Raw genomic sequence first — 598 nt, forward strand, 5'->3', positions numbered from 1 at the left:
GATTTCGGCGGCATCCTCGACCAGATCAGGTCGTCGACACTGATCGTGACGGGGGAGGACGACCAGGGATCCAACCCGCGCATGGCGCGTCATATGCACGACCAGATCCGCGGCTCGCGGCTCGAGATCCTGCCGGGGTTGCGGCATTCGATCCTGATCGAAGCGCCCGGGCCGGTCGCTGGCCTGATTGCGGATTTCCTGAATGACCACTCACGACGGGCAGGGGCGACCAGCCATGGATAGCAAATTGCAGAAAGCCGGCGAGGCAGTCCGCCGCAAAGTACTGGGCGACGACTATGTCGACCGCGCAATCGGCAATGCCGACGACTTCTCCAGTCCCCTCCAGGACATACTCAACGAGTATTGCTGGGGCACATGCTGGACTGACGCCGCGCTCGATCTCAAGCAGCGCAGCCTGCTCAATCTCGGCATGCTTGCGGCACTGGGGCGCATGCATGAATTCGGCGTGCATTTTCGAGGTGCGATGCGCAACGGGCTTGGCGACGACGAGCTGCGGGCGGCCCTGATCCAGATCGCGGTCTATTGCGGCGTTCCGGCAGGTGTCGAGGCCTTCCGTGTCGCGCGTGCGGTGCGCGAC

Annotated in this window: 2 protein-coding genes; both read left to right on the forward strand. The window is 63.9% G+C overall.

The window, feature by feature from the left end; translation table 11 throughout:
- The coding region (locus EN932_RS37495; protein ID WP_245483421.1) for an alpha/beta hydrolase at positions 1-243 on the forward strand (243 nt) is incomplete at its 5' end.
- Positions 236-598, forward strand: a 363-nt coding sequence (locus tag EN932_RS37500; protein WP_128369590.1) for a carboxymuconolactone decarboxylase family protein, incomplete at its 3' end; no start/stop codon positions are given. The genes EN932_RS37495 and EN932_RS37500, both read left to right, overlap by 8 nt.

The sequence above is a fragment of the Mesorhizobium sp. M7A.F.Ca.US.002.01.1.1 genome, from assembly GCF_004022955.1.
In the GTDB taxonomy this organism is placed as follows: Bacteria; Pseudomonadota; Alphaproteobacteria; order Rhizobiales; family Rhizobiaceae; genus Mesorhizobium; species Mesorhizobium ciceri.